Source organism: Streptomyces sp. NBC_00258 (genome assembly GCF_036182465.1).
GTDB lineage: Bacteria > Actinomycetota > Actinomycetes > Streptomycetales > Streptomycetaceae > Streptomyces.
The window spans coordinates 6,473,258-6,488,918 of the sequence record NZ_CP108081.1 but is presented as its reverse complement, the minus strand read 5'-3'; the positions used below and the strand labels follow the sequence as shown (position 1 = coordinate 6,488,918).

Below are 15,661 nucleotides of genomic sequence, written 5' to 3'. Positions count from 1 at the left end.
CAGCCCCGGCGCCTACAAGGTGAACGCGGCTGCGGGCGTCCGCATCACCAAGATCGTATGGCGCGGCGAATGCTGATCCGCTGACTCCAGGGACGAGCGCCCCGTGCTTTCAAGGGGCGCGGGGCCGTGACATTGTGCGGCTCCGCCGCGTGGGCGCGACCGGCCCCACCGGCCCGCACCCAACCAATCAGAACACCAGGCGGGACCCTAGTGCGGTCCCGCCTCAGCGGCACTGATCAGGGCGGCGAAAGCGATCACGGCGGCACCCAGCGCGGTCACGAACCGAGCAGGGAAGAAGCGCGTGGCAATGCGTCGGAACACGGCGACAACCTCGCATCGTCAACGTAGGCCAGCGTATTAAGTCTGCGTCATCGTGCGTTTAACGCGCCGCTTAACCTAGGGCGTGTTCGCCTCCGGTGCAAGGGTCGCATTGAGCCGATCGGCGGCCTGCCCGCCCGTCTTAACTGCCCTCTTTCAACGGGAAGTTGAATAGCGTGCGGGTGTAAGTCGACTTGCTGGCATGCTTACGCCATGGCCGAGCGCGACGACCCGGGAATCATCGGGCGCAGAGTGCAGCAGCTGCGTACGGAACGCGGGCTGACACAGAAGCAGTTGGCGGAACCCGCCTACACACCCGCGTACGTCTCCACGCTGGAGGCGGGCCGTGTCCGGCCCTCCGAGGAGGCGCTGCGGCACATCGCGGAACGGCTCGGCGTCGCGTACGAGGAGCTCGCCACCGGGCGCCCCGCACACCTCGCCACGGGTCTGCGGCTGCGGCTCACCGACGCCCAGCGCACGCTGGCGACCGGCGAGGCGGAGGTCGCCGCCGAGCAGTACACCGCACTGCTCGCGGAGGCGGAGTCGCACGGGCTGAACGCCGAGTGCGCGGCCGCGCTCCTGGGCCTCGGCGAATGCGCCCTGGACACGGGCGACCTGGCGACGGCCCGGCTGCGCTTCGAGGAGTCGGAGAAACGACTCGCCGACGCGCCGCTGCCCGTCCGGGTCCCGGCCCTGCGCGGCCGGGCCGTCTCGCACTACCTGGCGGGCGAACTCCGGTACTCCTGCTACCTGTTGGAGTCCACACTCGACGAGCTGAACCGTGGCGGGCTGCACGACCCGGACGCCCTGCTGCTGCTCTACGCGGCGGTCATCGCGCCGTACATGGACATGGGAGCGCACGCGCGGGCCGCACAGGCCGCGGAGTACGCGCTCGCGCTGGCCCCGCAGGTCGCCGATCCCGCGCTCCTGGCCCGAATGCACCGGTCCGTCGCCCGCACGATGATCGCCGAGGGGCGCATCGCCGAGGCGGACGCCTCCCTGGGCAAGGCGGCGGAGCTGTACCGCCAGCTCCAGATCCGTACGGAACTCGCCAACTGCCACTGGATGCGCGGGTACTTGCACGCGCAGAACGGCGACATGGAGCGCGCGGAGAACGAGTTGCGCGAAGCGCTGGCCATGCACTCCGCCCAGCGCGCCGCGCTCTACACCAGCCAGGTCGCGGTGGAACTGGCGGACGTGCTGCACCGGCGCGGGAAGTCGGACGAGGCGGCGGCCCTGCTCCACGACGTGCTCGGGGACCTGAGTTCGGAGCGCGGGGCCGTCCACTCCGCGGCCGCGCACCGGCTGCTCGGCATCATCGCGGAGGACACCCGGGACACGGAGACCGCCGAGGAGCACTACGTGCGTGCGCTCAGCCTGCTCGAACGCGCGGGCGCGGCCGGTGACCTGGCCGACCTGTGCCGGCTGTTGGGTGATCTGCTGCGGCGTACGGGGCGGATCGAGGCGGCGTTGGACGCGTACCGGACCGGTCTCGGGCACCGGACTGCTCCGGGCACCACGACGCTGGGCCCGGCGCCGGCCCACCCGCCGCTGTGACGCTCCGCGGGGGGCGCCATGAATCTGCGGGTTCGTTGTGGCTGGTCGCGCAGTTCCCCGCGCCCCTAAAGGGCGCGGTGCGCCCATCGTGACGGGTCGCGGCCCAGGAAGCCGGCCAGGCGGTCCGGCGACGACGCGTCCTCTGCCACCGGGACGATCTCGCCGAAGGTCTTGCCCTTGCCTCGGTACTGCGGCGGGAGAGTCACCTCGGCGCGGGCCAGGATCTCTGCCGCCTCCTCCTCGGTGAAGGGGACCGGCTGACCGGTGGCCACCGCCAGGTCCCAGCCGTGGACCGTGAACTCCATGAGTGTCATGTTGAGGACCATCGCGGCGGGCAGCTCGGCGTCGCCGGTCACGCCCACCTCGCGGTCGAAGCCGTACTTCTCCCACCCGGCGACCAGCCCGGCCGCCGCGGCCCGGAACTCACCGGAGGGGTCCGGACCCGACCGGTACCGCGCGGGGTCGGCGTCGTACTCGCGGCCGTGGCAGCGGGCCTCGAACAGCAGCAGCCAGCCGACGAGATGGTCGACCAGCGTCTCGACGTCGTACTCCTCGCACGGCGTCGGAGCGCCGAGCCGCCCGGGCTCGACACCCTCGATGAGGTCACCGGTCTTGGACAGAACACCCGAAAGCAGCTCGATCTCATCCATGCCCGGAGTCTAGGAGCGCCCGCACACGGCGGTCTTGAAGAAACACGTCACGACGACCACATCACGACGACCACGTCATGCCGGGCGTCATGCGGGGGCCGCGGCCGCCGACGCCACTCCCACTCCCCTCGCGTCGGCGGCCGCTCACGTCCCGTACGCCGTCCCGGTCCACGGGGCGGCGTACGGACTTACCCTGGCCCGGTGACCTCTCCCGCCGCACGCACCGCGCTGGACCTCACCGCCGACCTCCCGGTCCCCGCTCTCGAGGACCTCTACCGGGATCTGCACCGGCATCCCGAGCTGTCGGGGCAGGAGCACCGGACGGCCGCGAGACTCTCCGAGCGCCTCGCCGGGGCCGGATACGAGACGGCGGACGGCATCGGCGGCACCGGGGTCGTCGGGATGCTGCGCAACGGCGACGGGCCGACCGTCCTGCTGCGCGGCGACATGGACGCCCTGCCGGTCGCCGAGGAGACCGGACTGCCGTACGCGTCCGGTACGCCCGGGGTCATGCACGCCTGCGGTCACGACCTGCACGTCACCTGGCTGACCGGCGCCGCCGACGCGCTCGCCGCCGGGCGCGACACCTGGAACGGCACGCTGCTGGTCGTCGGCCAGCCCGCCGAGGAGACCGGCGAGGGCGCCGCCGCGATGGTGAACGACGGCCTGTACGAACGCTTTCCGCGCCCCGACGTGCTGCTCGCCCAGCACGCGGCCCCCGGTCCCGCCGGGCTGTACGCGCACTCGCCCGGACTGATCATGTCGGCCTCGACGGACGTCGACATCGTCGTGCACGGGGTGGGCGGGCACGGCTCGCGGCCGGAGGCGACCGTGGACCCGGTGGTGACGGCCGCGTACATCGTGACGAGGCTCCAGACGGTCGTCTCGCGGGAGACGGCCGCCCGCGACTCCGCCGTGCTGACGGTCGGCCGGATCGAGGCGGGCACGCGGCACAACATCATCCCGTCCGAGGCGCACATCGCCCTCAACCTCCGTACGCAGTCCGCCGAGGTGCGGGAGCGGATGCTGGCCGCGATCCGGCGGATCGCCGCGGGCGAGTGCGCGGCGGCCGGCTGCCGTCGCGAGCCCACGGTGACGGTCGGCGGCAGCTTCCCGGTGACCGTGAACGACGTCGACACCGACCGCCGGGTGGCCGCCGTGCACGGCGAGGTGTTCGGCGCGGGCACGGTCCTCGACTTCGGGCCCGTCATGGGCAGCGAGGACTTCCCGCTCCTCGCCGAGGGCGGGCTCCCGTACGCGTACTGGTTCGTGACGAGCACGCCCGCCGAGGTGTGGGACGCGGCCGGGAGCGCGGCCGGGGGCGACCTGATGGCACAGCTCGCGGCCGTGCCCAGCAACCACAGCCCGCACTTCGCACCCGACCTGGCGACGGTCGGCCCCGGCGTACGGACGCTGGTGTCGGGGGCGCTGGAGATGTTTGCCCGGTAACACGTGTTACCCGCTACCGGGCGGTACGTGTGACGATGTGCGCCCCCCCCGAGGTTGAATCCTCAATAACCCCCCACCTTCACGGTCGGCACAGCGAAGGAACAGGACATGACCACCCCTGTCTCCCCTGCCCCCGCCCATCTCCTCGTCGTGGACGACGAGGAGAGCGTGCGCGCCATGCTCACCACGGCGATGGAGTTCCTCGGCTTCCGGGTGACCGGCGCCGCCACGGGCCGCCAGGCGCTGGAGGCGCTCTCCCGCCACAGCCCCGATCTCGTCCTGCTCGACGTCGGCCTCCCCGGCATCGACGGCTTCGAGGTCTGCCGGACGATGCGGACGCGGGGCCACACCATGCCGGTGATGTTCCTCACCGGCCGCGACACGGTCGACGAGCGCGTCCGCGGACTCGACCTGGGCGGCGACGACTTCGTCACCAAGCCCTTCGAGCTCAGGGAACTCGCGGCCCGGGTCCGGGCGCTCCTGCGCCGCACCTCGGTCCGCTCGGCCGAACGCCGCAGCCTGCTGGCCGGCGACGTACGGCTCGACGCCGACACGCACGAAGTCTGGTCCGGCGGGCGGCCGGTGAGCCTGACGACCACCGAATTCGCCCTGCTGCGCTACCTGATGGAGAACCCCGGCCGGGTGCTGACCCGCGCCCAGATCCAGGAGCGCGTCTGGAACCACCGCGCCGAGGGCTCGGGCAGCGTCGACACGTACGTCTACTACCTGCGCCGCAAACTGGGCGGTCCCGGGCAGGCGCTCATACGGACCGTGCGCGGCACGGGCTATCTGCTGTGCGCGGACTGAACGCGGCCGGGCCGCGCAGAACCCGGCCGGGTGGTGCACCGTCGCCCCGTGCCCGGCCATCACGTCCGGGGGACGTCTACTCGCATAGGGATTTCTGAGGGAACTCTGATCAGGCCCAGACCCATTCGTGATCTTGGCTTGATTCACTTGCTTCTCGGAAGCGCGCTCCCCGGCGCCTTCCGGCGACGAGGAAAGGCTCAGCCTCGTCAGACCTGTGCCTGAAGCCGGCTGAGGTGCCGATGGACATCGTCCAGCGCTCCCTGCCGACGCCCCGGAACGCGCAGGCGCAGGTCGGCCAGCGCGGGCCCGAGCTCACGGGCCCGCGCGGAGTCGCCGATACGGCCCCACTGGTGATGCGCCCGGTCCACGGCCGCCTCGACACCGGGTGCGCCCGGGTCCTGCCCCGCGGCCAGCCGTACGTCGGCCACCGCCAGCCAGATCCGGCAGCTGAGCTCCGCGTCCTCCGCGAACATGGCCAGATCCGCCCGTACTTCCATCCAGTGCACGACCTCGTCGGCGCCGGGACCGTGCGTCCTCAGCGCTTCCCGCTCCTGCCGCCCGGCCAGCTCCGCGGCCTCGGCGTGCCTGCCACTCTCGACGGCTGCGGTGATCTCGGCGTGGGGGTCGGAGGGCGGGGGCGGAGTCGGAGGAACCACGGGGGAGGCGGGGGCCGGCACGGATGCCGGTAGGGACATCGGGACGGGCACGGGCACGGGTACGGGAGGGGGCGCGGGCTGGAACCCCGGTACGGGCCGCAGGGGCGGCTGTGCGGGCTGTGCGTGCTGTGAGGGCTGTGTGGGGTCGACCGCCAGCACGATGTCCCGGCGGGCTGCCTCCGGGTCCTCGCCCGCCGCCCGTGTCAGCGCCTGCTGGTGGAGGTGCGCGAGCGGGGGACGGTGGCCGCTGCGGAGGATCGTGGCCACGGACTTCATGTACGTGGGCGACGCCACCGCGCGTCGCGGGGGAGGCGGGGCGACGCGGCCGTACAGCAGGGCGCCCGGTCCCACGGTGAGCGGCTGGGTGGCCAGGTGCTGCCAGGTCTCCGCGTCCGTGTGCAGGTCGACGACGACCGTCGTACTGCCCGGTGCGCGCAGCCGGAGTTCCTCGCGGATCCAGTGCCAGGGGAACCCGGTGTAGCGGACGGTCGCGGGGGTCGTACGGGCCAGCGCGAGGTGCGGAAGCCGTTGGCGGCGGTCGAGCTGGAGCTGGCCGGTGAGGAAGACCGTGAGCGGGCCGGGGGCCGTCGCGGCGGCACGCAGACGGGTGAGGACGGCCTGCGGTTCCAGGGGGTCGGCCAGCTCGACGACGTTCGCCGTGTCCGTGCCGGAGAGCACGTCGGGGGCGACGGCGGCGAGTATGGGGAGTACGGAGGCTGCGTCGACGAGGCAGCTCTTGCCTGTCGGCGACGCTGCGAGCAGCAATACGGTTCCTGGCATCGCCGTTGTCTCCTGCCCTTGGATCACCACGGTCTGCACGGTAACCGGTGCGGGTGCAAAGGGTGTTGGGGTGGGGGCGATAGGGGGTGGGTGGTGGGGGTTTGTTCGGCCTCCGCGGGTGCGTGGGGGCTGGTCGCGCAGTTCCCCGCGCCCCCTAGGGGGCGGCTCCGCCTGCCCTCACCGCGAAGATCGTCGTGTCGTCCGCCACGTGATCCGTGTGGTGGAGGGTGCCTTCGCGGACCAGCTCGACGAGGCGGTGGGGGTGGGCGGTCGTGGGGTCGGTGGAGACGGCGAGGGTCACGCGTTCGTGGAGGGGGAAGAAGACGCCGTCGGCGTCGCGGGCCTCGGTGACACCGTCGGTGACGAGGAGGAGGGTCTCGTCGGCGGCCAGGGGGACCCTGCGGACGGGCGGGACGCCCGCGCCTGACCCCGCCAGGCCGGAGAGACCGAGCGGCAGGCCGTCGCCCGGCGGCAGGACGCGTACGCCGCGCGGGCCCGCCACCAGCGGGGGTTCGTGGCCGAAGTTGACGACCTCGATGTGGCCCGTGGGGGAGCCCGGGGGCGGGAAGGCGACCAGGACCGCGGTCGCGAAGCGCTCCACGCCCCGTGCCGGGTCGCCTTCCAGGTCCTCGCCGAGGTCCGTGACGTACTGGCGGTGGCGGCCCATCCGTACCTCCAGCCGTTCGGCGACGACGGTCAGGGAGGCCTCGTGGTACGCGGACTCGCGGAACGTGCCGAGCAGGGCGGCGGCCGCCGCGACCGCGGGCAGGCCCTTGCCCTGGACGTCCCCGAGGAGGACCCGGGTGCCGTGCGGGCCGGGCTGGATGTCGTAGAAGTCGCCGCCGACGCGGGCCTCGCTGTCGGCGGCCAGATACACGGCCGCGTGGTCGAGCCCGCCCCACGGGGTGGGAAGGGGGCGCAGCACGGTTCGGCGGGTCGTGTCGGCCACGTCCCGCATGTGCAGCATCCGCCGCTCCTCCCGGACCCGTACGGCACACGCCAGGGTCGCCAGGACGCCGCCCATGGCGACCAGGATGAAGTCCGGCAGGCCGGTCTGGTCCTGATGCGGCCAGGAGGCGTCCACCTCGATGTACGTGAGGAGTGCGAGCACGGCGAAGGCGGCCGTTCCCCGGACGCCGCAGATCGCCGCGGCGATGCCGGGGACGAGGACGATCCAGGAGATGACCCTGAACTCGCCCGAGGTGTTCCAGTCGACCACCGCGATGGCGATGAGCAGGAGGAGGGGTGGTACCCAGGCCACGCTGCGGCCGCGTACCCGGAGAAGCTGCTGCCGCCGGGCGCGGCTGCCCGGATCCGCGCCGCTCACGTGCCCAGCGAAGCACGACCGGGTGCTTGGCGCACGCCGACTTCCTTACTTGCCTGCACCTTGGCTGGCGCCGGCTCGTTTTCGGGTGCGGGTGGGTGGGGGCTGGTCGCGCAGTTCCCCGCGCCCCTGAAAGCGGGGCTGCGCCCCTGGCTTTTGTCTTTCAGGGGCGCGGGGAACTGCGCGCTCAGCCCAAACGAACCCGCACCCGACACACCACGCCGAACCCCCACCCGCACCCGCACCCGCACCCGCACACGACTTGCCAGGGGCCTCCCCCGGGTGTGCTCTGGAAGGCAGGGGCGAAAGAGAGGAGTGCCCGATGACTCACGCGGCACCCGCACCACGTCGCACACCCACCGCCACAAGACCGGCGGTCTCCGCGAAACTCGCGATCCCAGCGATCGGCGGCATCGTCTACGGCTTCTGGACGTCCGGCATCGACCGCCACTCGGGCCCGATCACCGGCTGGAACGTCCTCCTGGGCGTGGTCTCGGCGGTCGTGTTCGCCGCGGTCGCCCACGGCATCCACACCGTCGCCCCACGCCTCCCCCGGGAGGCCCGGGCCCTCGCGTGGGCGGTGTTCGCGGGCATCGCTTTCGGGTTCCTCTACAGCCTCACGGACGCCAGCATCCTCAAGTCCGCGGGCCACTCCCTCGTGATCGCCGCAGGCGTGTTCGCGGTGGTGTTCTACCGCTACTACACGACCGAGGACTGAAGCGGCGCACGACGAACACGACGTACACCGGCCTGTGCCCGAGGGCACAGGCCGGTGTACGTGCGCGGGTGGCCCGGGCCTCACCCACATCTCCCCGTCCCGGGCCACCCGTTCTCCTCGGACTCACCGCTCGCCGGGCACCCACTCCCAGCCCGAGCCCGAGGCGTCCCAGGAGCCGGAGAAACTCCAGCTCCACGAACCGGACGCGCTCCAGGAGCCGGAGGAGCTCCAGGAACCGTCGTCGCAGCCGTTGCAGCCCCCCGAACCGTCGTGCCACCGGTCCTTCCAGGCCCCCTCGCAGGGGTCGGAGCACCGCGGCACCCCCGCCCCGCCGATGTCCACGAACGCGGCGCTCGCCCAGGCACGCGCCCCGACGAGCCAGTACCAGTGCGGGTTGCCGAACACGTGCGTACCCCTCGCCACGCAGGCGACGCGGTCCTGGCTGCCGGGCGAGAGCCGCCCGAGCACGGCCGAGCCGGTGTCGGGATGGGCCCGCAGATTCAGGTCGCCGCGGGAGACGACGGTGCCCCAGACCGGGTCCTCGGAGCCCCCGCTCCCGGAACTGCCCGCGGTCGAACCGCCGGAGGTCGTACCGCCCGCCGTCGCCGTACCGGCAGAAGCCGTACCGGTGGCGGCCACCGTCAGCACACCGCCGCTGACCAGGGCGATCGCAAGGGTCCGCAGGGCCGGAGTGATGCCCATGATCGGCCTCCTTCTCCCCCTCCGTCCCCAGAACCAGGAAACACCCGTTCGGGTGAACCCTCCACTGGAGCCCGGGGAGAACCGCGGAGAGCCATGGAGACCCGGCCCGGATCCGTCGCCCGCGGACCACGTGAAAATCTCCCGCCCCCGCACCGATGAGTTTTCGTGCGTCGCAGGGTCTGCATCTCGAGACCGATCGAGGACTGCGTCGACAGACCGATGCTCTTCGAGGCCGGCGGACGCACCCTTGAAGAGCTACGGAAGCGACGCGAGAGCACCCGAAGACTCGAAGACCTCGAACACCACGAGCAAACCGAGAGAACGACGCGGATGGGCGGACCGACATGACGAGCAAGAACCGCACCGGCCAATGGGCCGGGCCGGCCATCGAGACCGCGGGTCTGGTGAAGACCTTCGGGGACAACCGCGCCGTCGACGGTGTGGACCTGCGCATCGAGACCGGCACGGTGTACGGCCTGCTCGGTCCCAACGGAGCCGGCAAGACCACGACCGTGCGCATGCTGGCGACCCTGCTGCGCCCCGACGGCGGCGAGGCCCACGTCTTCGGCCACGACGTCGTACGGGAGGCGGACGCCGTACGGACCAGGGTGAGCCTCACCGGGCAGTACGCCTCGGTGGACGAGGACCTGACGGGCACGGAGAACCTCGTGCTGCTGGCGCGGCTGACGGGCCACAGCAAGAAGGCCTCGTACGACCGGGCGGCCCAACTCCTCGACGCCTTCGGCCTGTCGGAGGCGGCGGCCCGCCAGGTGAAGAACTACTCGGGCGGTATGCGGCGCCGTATCGACATCGCCGCGTCCATTCTCAACACCCCCGACCTGCTGTTCCTGGACGAGCCGACGACGGGCCTGGACCCGCGCAGCCGCAACCAGGTGTGGGAGATCGTCCGGGCGGTCGTCGCCCAGGGGACCACGGTGCTGCTCACGACCCAGTACCTGGACGAGGCCGACCAGTTGGCGTCCCGGATCGCCGTGATCGACAAGGGCAAGGTCATCGCCGAGGGCACCAAGGGCGAGCTGAAGGCGTCGGTGGGCGCGGGAGCCGTGCACGTACGGCTGCGGGACGCACACCAGCGCCCTGACGCCGAGCGGCTGCTGCGGCAGGCTCTCGACGCGGACGTACAGCTGGAGCCGGACCCGGTGGCGCTGACCGCCCGGGTCGGGAACGGCTCGTCGAACGGGGCCGGGGCCGCCGAGAAGGCTTCCCGTGCCCTCGTCGAGCTGGCCCACGCGGGCATCACCGTCGACAACTTCTCCCTGGGCCAGCCGAGTCTGGACGAGGTGTTCCTGGCGCTCACCGGCAAGTCCGACCACGTGGAGACGTCATCGCAGTCGCAGACGAAGCAGCAGACGAAAGAGGCCACGGCATGAGCACCGCGACCCAGACCACCGAAACCGCCGACCTCGCGCCGGTCAGTACCGAGAGCCTGGCCGCGCTGCTCGTCGCCACCGAGCGCCCGCCGCGGCCGAACGCGATCCAGACGTCCCTCACCTTCGGCTGGCGGGCGATGCTCAAGATCAAGCACGTGCCCGAGCAGCTGTTCGACGTGACGGCGTTCCCGATCATGCTGGTGCTGATGTACACGTATCTGTTCGGCGGCGCCCTGGCGGGCTCCCCGAGGGAGTACATCCAGTACCTGCTGCCCGGCATCCTCGTCATGTCCGTCACCATGATCACGATGTACACGGGCCTCGCGGTCAACATCGACATCGAGAAGGGTGTCTTCGACCGCTTCCGCTCGCTGCCCATCTGGCGTCCCTCTACGCTGGTCGGCTATCTGCTCGGGGACGCCCTGCGCTACGCGATGGCGTCGGTCGTGATGCTGTCGGTGGGCCTGATCATGGGCTTTCGCCCGGACGGCGGATTCCAGGGGGTGCTCGGCGGGGTGGTCCTCCTGCTGATCTTCTCCTTCGCCTTCTCCTGGGTGTGGACCATGTTCGGCCTGCTGCTGCGCACGGAGAAGTCGGTGATGGGCGTCAGCATGATGATCCTGTTCCCGCTGACCTTCCTGAGCGACATCTTCGTCCGCCCCGAGACGATGCCGGGCTGGCTGCAGGCCTTCGTCAACAACAACCCGATCACGCATCTGGCCTCGGCGGTGCGCGGTCTGATGGACGGCTCCTGGCCGAGCGCGGAGATCGCGTGGTCGCTGGGCTGGGCCGGACTGTTCGTCGCGGTCTTCGGCCCGGTCACGATGCGGCTCTACAACCGCAAGTAGCGCGGTTGCGCCACAGCACGCGCTCTCCGGGGGCCCTGTGTCCCCCGGAAGAACGCAATCCAGGCCCGGATGCAGTCACCCCGGCCGTGCCCCGATGGCGGGGGGCACGGCCGGGGTTCTTGCTTGAGGGGTGCGGAAAGTCCTCTCGGCGCTGCTGATCGTGCTCGCCTGCGTCCTCGTGCCGCTGGGCGGGCTTTCGGCATGGGCGAAGTACGAGATCGGCGACACCGGACGGTACGTCGACACGATGGCGCCCCTCGCCGCCGGGCCCGACGTACAGAGCGCGATCGCCGACTCGGTCACCGACGGGGTCATGAACCAGATCGAGGTCGGGCCGCTGGAGGGCGAGGTCCGCGCGTACGTACGCAGGGCGGTGCGGTCGTTCACCGGTACGGAGGCCTTCCGCGCGGCCTGGAACACGGCGAACCGGGCCGCGCACGACGCCGTCCTGCGGGCCCTGCGCAGCGGTCGCGAGGGTGCCGTCACGCTCGACCTGGCACCCGTCACCCAGCAGCTGAAGTCCCAGCTGTCCTACGACCGGGTGCCGTTGGCGAACCGCATCCCCGTCGAGCACACCGAGATCACGGTCCTTGAGGCTCAGGAGCTGAGCACGCTCCGAAAGGGGTTCCACGTGCTGGAGATCGCAGGCTTCTGGCTCCCTCTGGCGGCGGTCGCCCTGGCCGTCGGCGGCATCCTGCTGGCCGTACGCCGACGCCAGGCCGTCACGGCCACGGCACTCGGCATGGCCCTGGGCGCCGCCCTGCTGGCCCTCGCCACGGTCATCGGCCGCGCCCTGACGCTCGCCGACCTCCCCACCCATGTCTCCCGGGCGGCGGCCGGCACCGTCTACGACGCGCTGACCTCGACCCTTCGCACGGCCACCTGGTTCATCCTGGCCCTCGGCCTCACCGTCGCCGCCGCGACCTGGCTCATGGACCATCACGCGCGACGTCGCGCAGCGTCCGCAGCGCCTGTCCCAGCACCGGCACCGGAACCGACGCGAGCCCGAGCCTGACGGCGTCCGGCGCCCCGTGCGCCCCCACCGCGAAGGCGGACCCCGGCGTGACCGCGATCCCGCGCGCCGCCGCGGCCGCCGTGAAGGTGTCCGCGCGCCACGGCGACGGCAGCTCCCACCAGGCGTAGTACGCGGACGGGTCGGCGCGTACGGCGAATCCGTCGAGCAGTTCCGCGACGACCCGCTGCCGCCGGGCGGCGTCCGCACGCCGGTCGGCGACCAGCCGGTCCACGACCCCGTTCTGGATCCACCGCGTCCCCGCCTCCAGCGCGAACCGTCCCGCCGTCCACCCGCCCGACCGCAGCGCCCCCGCCGCCGCCTCGGCTCGCCCCTCGGGCACGACGAGAAAACCGACGGTCAGCCCGGGCGCGACCCGCTTGGACAGCCCGTCGACGACATGGACGCGCTCGGGGGCGTACGCGGCGAACGGCACACCCTCCTCATGGAGGAACGACCAGATCCGGTCCTCCACGACCGGCAGCTCCGACTCCCGCACCACATCGGCGAGTTCACGCTTGCGCGCGTCCCCCATCGTGGCCGAGGTGGGATTGTGCAGGGTCGGCTGGACGTACAGGGCGGAGAGCGGCGCGGAGTGGTGCGCGGCCGCGACAGCCCCGGGCAGCAGCCCTTCCCCATCCGTCTCCAGCGGTACGAGCACGCATCCGATCCGCGCCGCGATCTCCTTGACCAGCGGATACGTCAGCGCCTCGACCCCGACGCGCCCGCCGGGCCGTACCAGCGAGGCGAGCGCGCCCGCGATGGCCTGCCGCGCGTTCCCGGCGAAGAGCAGCTGCTCCGGGTGGGGCCGCCACCCCGATCCGGCCAGCAGCCCGGCGACGGCCTCGCGCGCGGCGGCGGTCCCGGTGGCGGGCACCGTACGGGTCGCCTCGCCCAGCACATCGGCCCGCAGCAACGGCACGAGCCCTTCGGCCAGCAGCTCCGACTGCCCTTCCACGGACGGGTAGTTGAGCTCCAGGTTGACCGCCGCCGTGGTCGCCGGTTCGGCGAGGGCCCGCCCCGACGGCACCGGCGCCGCCCGTACGAAGGTGCCGCGCCCGACCTCCCCGACGACGAGGCCGCGCCGCACCAGCTCCCCGTACACGCGCCCGGCGGTGGACCCCGCGATGCGGCGCCGCCGGGCGAACACCCGCTGCGGCGGCAGCCGTTCACCGGCCTTCAGCCGCCCCGTGAGGATCTCCTCGGCCAGCCGGTCGGCGATACGCCGATAGTCCTCCACGCCCACCCCTCCCTGGATTGCACCGAGGGCAAAGATCTTATTGCACCGAGGAGTTCCCGGAATCTAGGGTCCTGAACATGGCTCCCTTCCTCCTGTACGAGGACAAAGGCGCGCATGCCTCAACCTCCGTGCCCCTTGTCCTGATCCACGGCCACCCCTTCGACCGCACCATGTGGGCCCCGCAGGTGGCCGCCTTCTCCCCGGACCGCCGGGTGATCGCCCCCGACCTGCGCGGCTACGGCAGGTCCCCGGTGGTGCCCGGGGTGACTCCGCTCGCCACGTTCGCCGAGGACATCGCGGCCCTCCTCGACGACCTGGGCGTACGCGAGTTCGCGCTCGCCGGGCTGTCGATGGGCGGCCAGATCGTCATGGAGTGCTACCGGCAGTTCCCCGAGCGCATCCGGGCGCTGGTCCTGGCTGACACGTTCCCCGCGGCCGAGACCCCGGCCGGCAAGAAGTCCCGCAACGACATGGCCGACCGCCTGCTCCGCGAGGGTATGCGCCCGTACGCCGACGAGGTCCTCCACAGGATGGTCGCCCCGTACGCCCACCCGGACGTGGCGGCCCACGTGCACCGCATGATGACGGCCACGTCCCCCGAGGGCGCGGCGGCCGCCCTGCGGGGGCGGGCGGAACGCCCCGACTATCGCGAGCTCCTGACCCGCGTCACGGTTCCGACGCTGGTGGTGGTCGGCGAGGACGACGAGTACACGCCGGTGGCGGACGCGCGGGCCATGCACGCGGCGATCCCGGGCTCCGCCCTGGAGGTCGTCCCGCGATCGGCCCACATGCCGAACCTGGAACAGTCGGAGCAGTTCAATGCGGCCCTGTCGGCCCTCCTGGGCCGCCTCTGAACAGGCCGTATGTCGACTGCGGGCCGGTGGGGGCTGGTCGCGCAGTTCCCCGCGCCCCTAAAAGCGGGGCTGCGCCCCTGGCTTTTGTGTCTTTAGGGGCGCGGGGAACTGCGCGACCAGCCACGACGGACCCTCACCCGGCAGCAGCCCTCAACCGTCCCCCCACATCCCCCGTCTTTGAGAGAGGATCCAGCAAACGGAAGGGGGCGAATTTGCGCAACGCGACGGCTGAGGCGGACGAGTGGACGGATGACGTCCCCGTGGCGCGCCATGGCGGAACCCGGGCCGGCGCCTGGTTCGCCGCACTGCTGCTCGCCGGCGTGAGCACGGTCGTCGGGTGCCGCATCGCGGACACCGACGGCATCACCCCCGTACCCCAGCTGCTCGCGTTCCTGCCCTGGCTCCTCGCCCCCACCTCCGTCGCCCTCCTCTTCGCCGCCCTCTCCCGCTGGCGTCTCGGCCTCGTCTGGAGCGTGGCCGTGCTCGCCGCGCTCGCCTGGTACATCGAGCCGTACGGAAAGACCTCGCAGCCCAGCGGCACCCCGGTCGCCGAACTCCGCGTACTCACCTCGAACGTCGAGTTCGGCCAGGCCACGGACGACCTGATCGACGCGATCAGGGACCAGCGCCCCGACCTCGTCTTCGTCCAGGAATGCGAGTACACGTGCGAGGAGAAGCTGGAGCAGGCCTTCGGGAAGGACACGGGGGACAAGGGGAGCAAGGAAGGCGGAGGGGACGCGGAGGACAGTGGGAGCGGTGCCGTGGGCGAGGGCTCCTATCCCTATCGGCAGGCGGTCGAAGGCGCGGGCTCCGACGGTTCGGTGATCCTCAGCCGCCATCCCCTCAAGCCGGCCGCGGGCATCCCCGCCACCATGGGCATGCCCGGCGCCACGGCCGACGTGAGGGGCAACGAGATCCGGCTCCAGCTCGCCCATCCGATGCCGCCGCTCCCGGCCCACCTGTCCACCTGGCGCGAGGAGCTGTCCGACCTGCGCGACTACGCGGCCGCGAACCGCACCCGGCCCACCGTCCTCGCGGGCGACTTCAACGCCTCCCAGGACCACGCGGTCTTCCGCCGCGTCCTGGACGCCGGCTTCGGGGACGCCGCCCGCCTCACCGGCGACGCCCGCACGCCGAGCTGGCCGGCCATAACCGCCCCGCCCCTCGGCGCCCAGATCGACCACGTCCTGGTGTCCCGGGACTTCTCGGCGAACAGAAGCCGCTTCCTGGACCTCGGCAACACGGACCACCGGGCGCTCGTCGTCGACCTGACCCTCTTCAAGAGGACGTAGGGGGCAGGGGCGGAAGAAGAGGCGGAGGCAGGAGTGAAAAGGCGACGCGGGCCGCCCCTGTGC

At 72.1% G+C, this 15,661-nt stretch carries 14 protein-coding genes; 9 read left to right on the top strand and 5 right to left on the bottom strand.

All coding sequences use genetic code 11. The features are described 5' to 3' along the window. Positions 1-531: 531 nt before the first annotated feature. Positions 532-1,875: a helix-turn-helix domain-containing protein gene (locus OG718_RS28980; protein WP_143641459.1), complete on the top strand. Its 1,344-nt coding sequence runs from the start codon at positions 532-534 to the stop codon at positions 1,873-1,875. Positions 1,876-1,940: 65 nt separating this feature from the next. On the opposite strand, the gene OG718_RS28975 is transcribed toward OG718_RS28980, so the two are convergent. Then, positions 1,941-2,525 (bottom strand): TIGR03086 family metal-binding protein, encoded by a 585-nt coding sequence (locus OG718_RS28975; protein ID WP_143641458.1) that lies wholly within the window; start codon positions 2,523-2,525, stop codon positions 1,941-1,943. Between the two features lie 201 nt (positions 2,526-2,726). Between OG718_RS28975 and OG718_RS28970 the strand changes: the two genes are divergently transcribed. Beyond that, entirely contained in the window at positions 2,727-3,974 is a 1,248-nt protein-coding gene (locus tag OG718_RS28970) for an amidohydrolase (protein ID WP_306939025.1), read from the top strand. Positions 3,975-4,082: 108 nt separating this feature from the next. After that, positions 4,083-4,781 (top strand): response regulator transcription factor, encoded by a 699-nt coding sequence (locus OG718_RS28965; RefSeq protein ID WP_186001353.1) that lies wholly within the window; start codon positions 4,083-4,085, stop codon positions 4,779-4,781. A 206-nt stretch (positions 4,782-4,987) separates the two neighbouring features. Here OG718_RS28965 and OG718_RS28960 read toward each other — a convergent pair whose 3' ends face one another. After that, on the bottom strand, positions 4,988-6,217 hold the full coding sequence (locus tag OG718_RS28960) for a hypothetical protein (RefSeq protein ID WP_328845558.1): 1,230 nt from the start codon (positions 6,215-6,217) through the stop codon (positions 4,988-4,990). Positions 6,218-6,371: 154 nt separating this feature from the next. Beyond that, positions 6,372-7,544, bottom strand: a complete 1,173-nt coding sequence (locus OG718_RS28955) for a PP2C family protein-serine/threonine phosphatase (protein ID WP_328845557.1) — start codon at positions 7,542-7,544, stop codon at positions 6,372-6,374. 319 nt (positions 7,545-7,863) lie between these two features. On the opposite strand from OG718_RS28955, the gene OG718_RS28950 reads away from it, so the two are divergent. Continuing rightward, complete coding sequence (locus OG718_RS28950; RefSeq protein ID WP_260695532.1) at positions 7,864-8,259, top strand: hypothetical protein; 396 nt, start codon at positions 7,864-7,866, stop codon at positions 8,257-8,259. Between the two features lie 123 nt (positions 8,260-8,382). On the opposite strand, the gene OG718_RS28945 is transcribed toward OG718_RS28950, so the two are convergent. After that, on the bottom strand, positions 8,383-8,961 hold the full coding sequence (locus OG718_RS28945) for an SH3 domain-containing protein (RefSeq protein ID WP_143641454.1): 579 nt from the start codon (positions 8,959-8,961) through the stop codon (positions 8,383-8,385). Between the two features lie 344 nt (positions 8,962-9,305). Between OG718_RS28945 and OG718_RS28940 the strand changes: the two genes are divergently transcribed. The 3 genes from OG718_RS28940 to OG718_RS28930 all read left to right on the top strand — a co-directional run bounded on the left by OG718_RS28940 (position 9,306) and on the right by OG718_RS28930 (position 12,215). Further along, on the top strand, positions 9,306-10,352 hold the full coding sequence (locus tag OG718_RS28940) for an ATP-binding cassette domain-containing protein (protein WP_306939022.1): 1,047 nt from the start codon (positions 9,306-9,308) through the stop codon (positions 10,350-10,352). Continuing rightward, positions 10,349-11,200 (top strand): ABC transporter permease, encoded by an 852-nt coding sequence (locus tag OG718_RS28935; protein ID WP_143641452.1) that lies wholly within the window; start codon positions 10,349-10,351, stop codon positions 11,198-11,200. The genes OG718_RS28940 and OG718_RS28935 overlap by 4 nt, the downstream gene beginning before the upstream one ends. Positions 11,201-11,330: 130 nt before the next feature. Next, the gene (locus OG718_RS28930; protein WP_260695531.1) at positions 11,331-12,215 is read left to right on the top strand and encodes a hypothetical protein; all 885 of its coding nucleotides are present in this window, start codon (positions 11,331-11,333) and stop codon (positions 12,213-12,215) included. Here OG718_RS28930 and OG718_RS28925 read toward each other — a convergent pair. Further along, the gene (locus OG718_RS28925) at positions 12,130-13,452 is read right to left on the bottom strand and encodes an aminotransferase-like domain-containing protein (RefSeq protein WP_143641451.1); all 1,323 of its coding nucleotides are present in this window, start codon (positions 13,450-13,452) and stop codon (positions 12,130-12,132) included. The two genes, OG718_RS28930 and OG718_RS28925, sit on opposite strands and share 86 nt — an antisense overlap. A gap of 77 nt (positions 13,453-13,529) precedes the next feature. Between OG718_RS28925 and OG718_RS28920 the strand changes: the two genes are divergently transcribed. Continuing rightward, the gene (locus tag OG718_RS28920) at positions 13,530-14,306 is read left to right on the top strand and encodes an alpha/beta fold hydrolase (protein ID WP_328845556.1); all 777 of its coding nucleotides are present in this window, start codon (positions 13,530-13,532) and stop codon (positions 14,304-14,306) included. A 212-nt stretch (positions 14,307-14,518) separates the two neighbouring features. Beyond that, positions 14,519-15,598, top strand: a complete 1,080-nt coding sequence (locus tag OG718_RS28915; RefSeq protein WP_443055152.1) for an endonuclease/exonuclease/phosphatase family protein — start codon at positions 14,519-14,521, stop codon at positions 15,596-15,598. Positions 15,599-15,661 lie beyond the last annotated feature (63 nt).

Excerpts from the sequence above, each read along its gene's own strand:
- OG718_RS28980 (WP_143641459.1), top strand. The coding sequence starts at position 532 with ATGGCCGAGCGCGACGACCCGGGAATCATCGGGCGCAGAGTGCAGCAG.
- OG718_RS28960 (WP_328845558.1), bottom strand. The coding sequence starts at position 6,217 with ATGCCAGGAACCGTATTGCTGCTCGCAGCGTCGCCGACAGGCAAGAGC.
- OG718_RS28950 (WP_260695532.1), top strand. The coding sequence starts at position 7,864 with ATGACTCACGCGGCACCCGCACCACGTCGCACACCCACCGCCACAAGA.
- OG718_RS28965 (WP_186001353.1), top strand. The coding sequence starts at position 4,083 with ATGACCACCCCTGTCTCCCCTGCCCCCGCCCATCTCCTCGTCGTGGAC.
- OG718_RS28940 (WP_306939022.1), top strand. The coding sequence starts at position 9,306 with ATGACGAGCAAGAACCGCACCGGCCAATGGGCCGGGCCGGCCATCGAG.
- OG718_RS28975 (WP_143641458.1), bottom strand. The coding sequence starts at position 2,525 with ATGGATGAGATCGAGCTGCTTTCGGGTGTTCTGTCCAAGACCGGTGAC.
- OG718_RS28920 (WP_328845556.1), top strand. The coding sequence starts at position 13,530 with ATGGCTCCCTTCCTCCTGTACGAGGACAAAGGCGCGCATGCCTCAACC.
- OG718_RS28935 (WP_143641452.1), top strand. The coding sequence starts at position 10,349 with ATGAGCACCGCGACCCAGACCACCGAAACCGCCGACCTCGCGCCGGTC.
- OG718_RS28945 (WP_143641454.1), bottom strand. The coding sequence starts at position 8,961 with ATGGGCATCACTCCGGCCCTGCGGACCCTTGCGATCGCCCTGGTCAGC.